This window comes from Ferruginibacter sp., from assembly GCF_031430955.1.
Lineage (GTDB): Bacteria > Bacteroidota > Bacteroidia > Chitinophagales > Chitinophagaceae > Ferruginibacter.
The window spans coordinates 1-6,461 of sequence record NZ_JANPCM010000342.1; the positions used below are offsets into that span (position 1 = coordinate 1).

The window sequence follows — 6,461 nt, forward strand, 5'->3', positions numbered from 1 at the left end:
AAAGGGATCAGTTTTATAATTAAGCTTGAACAACAGTAATAAAAATAAATTTATTTGTAAATAAAAAAGGGACCAGGATAAAAATCCAGCCCCTTTAAATTCACTTTCCTATAAAAACCTTTTCCCTTTGAAACCGATGTAAAGGTAAATGAGCTGATTAAAGTAACTGTTATATAATTCATGATTTATTTTGCATAATTCACACTTTTTAAATTACAGGGAAATAAAATTTTAATAATAAAAAAGTGCAGTTGTTTAATTTTTTGCTACATCACGAATATCATTTACTTCTAAAATATTTCTGGTATCACCTTTTAGGGTAACGTTAATCATGGCCTGTCCCAGCTCTTTTAAACTGCAAATATATTTTGGCGCAATAAACCTAATAATGGGTAACAGCCAGCCGAAGTAATGATAATACTTTAAAGTATTTTTTAAACCTTTAGTGGGTTGTAAAATACCCGGCCTTAAATTATATACTTTTTTAAAAGGCAGTTTCAGCAGATCATTTTCTGTTTTGCCTTTTACTCTTGCCCACATTTGCCTGCCTTTTTCTGTACTGTCGGTGCCTGCACCTGAAATATAGCAAAAGGTCATTTGCGGATTTAGGTTGCTTAATACTTTTGCCACATACATTGTTAAGGTGTATGTTTTTTCAAAAAATTCCGGTTCCTTCATACCAACAGATGAAACACCCAAACAAAAAAAGCAGGCGTTATAATTTACTAATTCATTTTCTACAGGCAATAAGTTGGCAAAATCGGCATGTATAATTTCTTTCAATTTTTGATGTGTTACACCACAGGGTTTTCTGTTGATCACCAATATTTTTTCTACTGCATCATTTTGTAAGGCTTCGTGCAATACACCTTCACCTACCATGCCGGTAGCACCAGTAAGTATCAGTTGTAATTTTTGTATAGTTTGATCTTGCATAAGTTGTAAAATTATGAGTAAAGAAAATTACTGCAAATACCCCAACCGTTCCACCAACTCTTTGTGTAACACAGGCAACTGTCTTCTGTTAATTAAAAAACTATTTAGTTGTGTAAGCTCTTTAAAAATATAATGTTTATCCATAGCAGCTTTTAAATAACCGGCACCGCTGCTGCCACCAGTGCCAATTCGTGTGCCAATCATTCGCCTTACCATATTAATGTGACGGTTGCGCCAGTTGCCTAACTGGTTGTCAATTTCTAAAAGGGTATCTAATAATTGAAAAGGTAATTCCAGCATGGGATAACCATGATAGAGCATAATGAACAATGCAGCACGGCAGGCTTTGGGTGATAAATTTCTTTCAGCATTACTGTCATTAAAAGTAGTGGCAAAAAATTCTGCATTATTTTTTTCTGCTTCGGCCAAACTGTTTACATATACCTGCTGATAATTATTCCAGAATTCATTTGTAATAAAAGGCATTCTTTCTAACCATGCATTAATTAATTCTAAAACCGATTGGCCATTTTCTGCATCTTTAATAACAGCAATATCTTTTTCTTTTAATTGAGAAGTGTAATAATTTTGTCCGTGCCGCTGTTCAAATTTTAAACCCAGCTTTGCTTCAACAATTTTAAACTGGTAACTCTGAAAACCTGATGCCGGTCGCAGCATATCCCTGAAATCTAAAAAATCCATTGGCGTCATTGTTTCCATAATATCAATCTGCTGCACCAGTACTTTTAAAATAGTTGTTACCCTTTTTAAACGGTGCACCACTGTTTGCATTTCGGGAGAATTATCATTCAAAGCAGGTTTACTCATAATACCAATAACAGAATTTACTTCAAACAAAATTTGTTTAAACCATAATTCATACGCCTGGTGAATAATGATGAAAAGCATTTCATCATGTGCTGCAATTTTTCCTTCTTTAAAACTTTCGGGTTGCTGTGCTTCAATTATTTTGTCTAATTGCAAATAGTCGCTGTAGTACACTGCATTATTTTCCATAACAATTTTTTTAACTCAACAAACTTACATAAATGTACAGCGGTAAAAAATGTTTTTTAAAAAAGGAGCTTTTGTTAAACGTTAGTGAACAGCAGTTGCTTTAACGTTTTTTTATCTAACCAAAAAAAATATGGCACACTATTCAATAACAATATTGCAGGCAGCCTCTTAAAACACTGCTCCAACATTTATGAAAAAAAATTTTACTCTTGCTGTTTTCAGTTTAATAATTATCAGCAGCGCAAACGCACAAATCAGTTACGGGGTGCAAGCCGGTGTAAACATTGCCAACTGGCAGGGAGATGCACTTAACAGTCTTAACAAAGTAGTTGATCTTACCAATGGTTTCATCAGCACCAAAAGCCGTACTGGCTTTAATATTGGCGGCTATGCCAGCATTCCTTTAAGCGAAAAAATTTCTTTTGAGCCCGGTGTAATGTATTCGCAAAAAGGGTATGCCATGCAGGGAGATTTAAAAATTGATGCCCTTAAATTTTTAGGTGTTAATGCCAGTGCAAAAGTAGAATCGCATTACATTGATGTGCCATTAGTTTTAAAAGCCGAAGTGGCAAAAGGGCTAAGCATTTATGCAGGCCCTCAAATTTCTTACCTGGCAAAAACTAATCTTCATATTAATACAAGTGTATTAGGCATTTCTTTATACAATAAAAAATTAGAACTTACCGATAATTTTAACCGTGTTGACCTTGGCCTTGCCGGTGGCGTTGGTTATGCATTTGGTAATGGCTTAAACATAAAAGCCGGTTACGATTACGGCTTATCAAAATTAGATAAGAACGATAATTTTAAAGCTTATAACCGTGTGGTAAAAGTTTCTCTTGGCTATACCTTTTAAGTGGCTATACTTTAGGTTTAAGCGGCACCTGTAAAAGGGTGTCGCTTTTTTAAGCCCCTGATGCCCCTAACCTCTAAAGGAGAACTGCAGCTTTTAAATTTCAGCAACATTTATTTTGCACAACTTTGTAAATGGGTTCTGTTACCATACTTTATTTTTAAGCAATGATTTTCCTTAAATTTGCATCCCGAATAACTGCTTTACTAATAAACCAATAAACTAATCAACCAGTAAACCAGTAAACCAGTAAACCAATCAACCAATCTCATGGGAAGAATATTTGAAGTTAGAAAAAGCAGCATGTTTGCCCGCTGGGATAAGATGGCAAAAAACTTTACCCGTATTGGAAAAGAAATTGCCATTGCTGTAAAAGCCAGCGGCCCCGACCCCAATAACAACCCGGCCTTAAGACGATGCTACCTGAATGCAAAAGCATGTGGTATGCCCAAAGACCGTGTGGAAGCGGCTATTAAAAGGGCCATGGGTAAAGATACCAGCAACTACGAAGAAATTACTTACGAAGGTCATGCGCCGCATGGCATTGCTATATTGGTTGAAACCGCAACCGATAACTCAACCCGAACGGTGGCTAATGTAAGGATGCACTTTACAAAATGCAGTGGTTCTTTAGGTACCAGCGGCAGTGTGGCATTTGGCTTTACCCGTTTGGGAGAATTTAAAATAAAAAATACCGGCCAAAATTTAGAAGACCTGGAACTGGAATTGATTGATTACGGCCTGGAAGAAATTGGCGAAGACAGTGAAGGCAATATCATCATCCGCACGGCATTTACAGAGTTTGGCCACATGGCAAAAGCATTGGACGAAAAGAAAATAGAAGTGGTAACAGCAGAACTTACCCGTATCCCCACCACCACAATGGAGCTGGATGAAGAAGGGGCTAATGATGTGTTGAAATTAGTTGATAAATTAGAGCAGGATGAAGATGTGCAGAAGGTGTATCATAATTTGAAGTAAGAAATAAATTTTTATAAAATGAAGCTGCTTTTTTAGGCAGCTTTTTTATTTATGAAAACCGCCCCCTATATTGCCCCTTAACATTAAAAAAGACCTGAAAGCTAGTGCTATCATGGCTTCTATTATTAATCTTCGCCGCCGTCGGATTTTTAACCCACGGCGTATCCTTCAATTACACTTAGCCGCTACTAATACCACGAAGCCCCATCGCACCAATAATTGATATATCTCAAATAAAGCAGTAAGTAATAACTCACCCCCGCATAATGCGACAGGATTTAAAAATTATTGATACTCGATGCATAAAATCTTTAGCCGCAGTGGGCGGCACAGCATGTTTACCTGCCGTGCTTTATCTAAAACAAAAACCCCAATCAAGGACTGGAGTTTTTCCATTTTAAATATCATCGGGTTTAAAACCTATTCTTTTTCTTGGTTCCTGTGGCGGATTTAATAACTGTTTCAAGGCTTCAAAAATAGTTCGTATTTCATCGCTGTTTTGCACTACTTGCTTTTCCAATATTTCCAACTTTAATAAAATATCTGTATGGGTAAGTAACATTTCCCGAAGCTTTACAAAAACATCAATAATTTTTATACTCATTTCTATTGCTCTGCCACTTTTTAAAACATTTGCCAACATCAGTACGCCATGCTCTGTAAAGGCATACGGAAGGTATTTTGTATGGGCTCCTTGCTTTAAGGTCGCATTTTGCGACCTTAAACTTTCGTATTCATCTTTGGTCAGTTCAATCATGTAATGACTGGGGAAGCGGTTTATATTTCTATTTACCTGCTCTTTCAACCGTTTGGTTTCAACGCCGTATAATTCAGCAATATCTTTATCTATCATAACTTTTAACCCTCGTACTAAATGTATTTTATCTACTATTTTTTCTTGTATAATTGCTACAGATGCTTTTGCTTTTGCCATGTTTTATTTTTAAAGATTTGTAAATATAATTTATCCGGACGGATGATGTTTTGTAAGCTGTTCAGTTAAGGTTTCCAACTCCTGCACTTCGCAGGCCTCGGTAGTGTGGATGTACTTATGATCTGCGATGTATTGCGATTGTCTTTTGTTGTGTTGGCGGGGCCACTGTAAGTGTGGAAACAATGAAGATTATTAGTGAAATGCAAATGCAAAAAACGCCCCCAACAAAAAACAAAAAAGCCCTGAAAGTCAATACTATCAAGGCTTTTATTGTTTGTTAAGTACTCGGGATGGGAGTTGAACCCACACTTACATTACTGTAAACAGGATTTTAAGTCCTGCGTGTCTACCAGTTCCACCACCCGAGTGTATTTATTCTCTAAAAAAAGAGAATCTGGTATAGAAAAAAAATCCCAACAAAAATGTCAGGATAAATTGTTTGAGCGGAAGACCGGGCTCGAACCGGCCACCCCGACCTTGGCAAGGTCGTGCTCTACCAAATGAGCTACTTCCGCTTGTGTATTTTAAGAACTAATATTTTCAATTTTTTAACGCTGCCCCAACCTTGGTCTAGCCTAAGGCTAGATGCTCTACTCCCGATATTTATCGGGAAGCTACTTCCGCTTGTATCTAAAAGCTCCAGCTTCCATGTTAAGAACTTTTTACTTTTTCTTGAAGCTGGAGCTTCAAAGTAAAGTACCGTTTTTCGGACGGCAAAAATAAGGGTTGTATTGCTACAACAAAAATTTTTATTTGTATTTAGGATTGTACAGGGTATTTTCCGGCACCTTTACCTCCGGTTTTCCTTTGTATCGGTGGGTATATAAATTATAGCAACCCCCTAAAACTAAAGCCACCACTAAAAAAACCTGGCAGAACCAGATAAAACGTGACGACGACACCCAGTTATGCGTAAAATCCTTATCAGAGTTGTCTATAATTTCGTGTGCCATGTATTAAAAATTTGCTGTGCAAAAATAAGGCGTAACTGTTAAAAAAACTTATTTATTATTAACAATTTCTAAAAACGTTTTTTTCTTTTTTATAAAATATTGCCACACCACCGATCCATTGTACCACCCTTTTAACTGCACGTCTTTTTTTACAGGTAATGCCCGGTGTTTTTTTATTATAAACAACCATTTAAAAAAACCAATATGTGCTTTTAAAATAGCAACATAATAGCCGCCATCGCCGCTTAATAAACTTTTCCATGCAGCCACTGCATCCAATGCCATTCTAAAAGGAATTTTCCATAATGCTGCTGCAAAAGAAAAATTTTTAGCCAGCATAATTAAATTATTTCTAAAGTTGAGGTAAGTTTTTTTGCTGTTGCCTTTGGGCAAAGTACCACCACCAACATGGTACACTACCGATGCCGGCTGCACATAAATTTTATAGCCTGCCCTTTGCAGCCGCCAGCAAAAATCAATTTCTTCCTGGTGTGCAAAAAAATATTCATCCAGTCCGCCCATTGCATGATAAATTTTTGCTTTAACAAATAATGCAGCACCACTTGCCCAAAAACATTGCTGCGGTGTATCATATTGTCCGTTATCAGTTTCGCAAACATCAAATACACGCCCTCTCATAAAAGGGTAACCAAATTCATCTATCCATCCGCCGCTTGCACCGGCATATTCAAATTTATTTTTATCGTTGTAGGCTAAAAAATTGGGCTGGCAGGCAGCAATGGCAGCATCGCTTTCCATCCAAACAATAACGGGGCTTATCAAAGTG

7 protein-coding genes and 2 tRNA genes are annotated in these 6,461 nt (G+C 36.8%); 2 read left to right on the forward strand and 7 right to left on the reverse strand.

Going from position 1 to position 6,461, the window contains the following annotated elements; all coding sequences use genetic code 11:
• Positions 1-255: 255 nt before the first annotated feature.
• Positions 256-936, reverse strand: coding sequence for an NAD-dependent epimerase/dehydratase family protein (locus ACY65O_RS09735; protein ID WP_462220663.1), 681 nt, complete (start codon positions 934-936; stop codon positions 256-258).
• A gap of 27 nt (positions 937-963) precedes the next feature.
• A complete protein-coding gene (locus ACY65O_RS09740; protein WP_462220664.1) occupies positions 964-1,953 on the reverse strand; it encodes a tryptophan 2,3-dioxygenase in 990 nt (329 codons plus the stop codon).
• 190 nt (positions 1,954-2,143) lie between these two features.
• Here ACY65O_RS09740 and ACY65O_RS09745 point away from each other — a divergent pair, with 190 nt between their 5' ends.
• The gene (locus tag ACY65O_RS09745; protein WP_462220665.1) at positions 2,144-2,809 is read left to right on the forward strand and encodes a porin family protein; all 666 of its coding nucleotides are present in this window, start codon (positions 2,144-2,146) and stop codon (positions 2,807-2,809) included.
• 267 nt (positions 2,810-3,076) lie between these two features.
• Entirely contained in the window at positions 3,077-3,787 is a 711-nt protein-coding gene (locus tag ACY65O_RS09750; RefSeq protein WP_462220666.1) for a YebC/PmpR family DNA-binding transcriptional regulator, read from the forward strand.
• A 397-nt stretch (positions 3,788-4,184) separates the two neighbouring features.
• Here ACY65O_RS09750 and ACY65O_RS09755 read toward each other — a convergent pair whose 3' ends face one another.
• The 5 genes from ACY65O_RS09755 to ACY65O_RS09775 all read right to left on the reverse strand — a co-directional run.
• Positions 4,185-4,721, reverse strand: a complete 537-nt coding sequence (locus tag ACY65O_RS09755) for an ORF6N domain-containing protein (RefSeq protein ID WP_462220667.1) — start codon at positions 4,719-4,721, stop codon at positions 4,185-4,187.
• 282 nt (positions 4,722-5,003) lie between these two features.
• Positions 5,004-5,089, reverse strand: a tRNA-Leu gene (locus tag ACY65O_RS09760).
• 74 nt (positions 5,090-5,163) lie between these two features.
• Positions 5,164-5,236, reverse strand: a tRNA-Gly gene (locus ACY65O_RS09765).
• A 234-nt stretch (positions 5,237-5,470) separates the two neighbouring features.
• Positions 5,471-5,674, reverse strand: coding sequence for a hypothetical protein (locus tag ACY65O_RS09770; RefSeq protein WP_462220668.1), 204 nt, complete (start codon positions 5,672-5,674; stop codon positions 5,471-5,473).
• 48 nt (positions 5,675-5,722) lie between these two features.
• Positions 5,723-6,461: glycosyltransferase family 2 protein (locus ACY65O_RS09775; RefSeq protein WP_462220669.1), on the reverse strand; the 739-nt coding region annotated here is incomplete at its 5' end.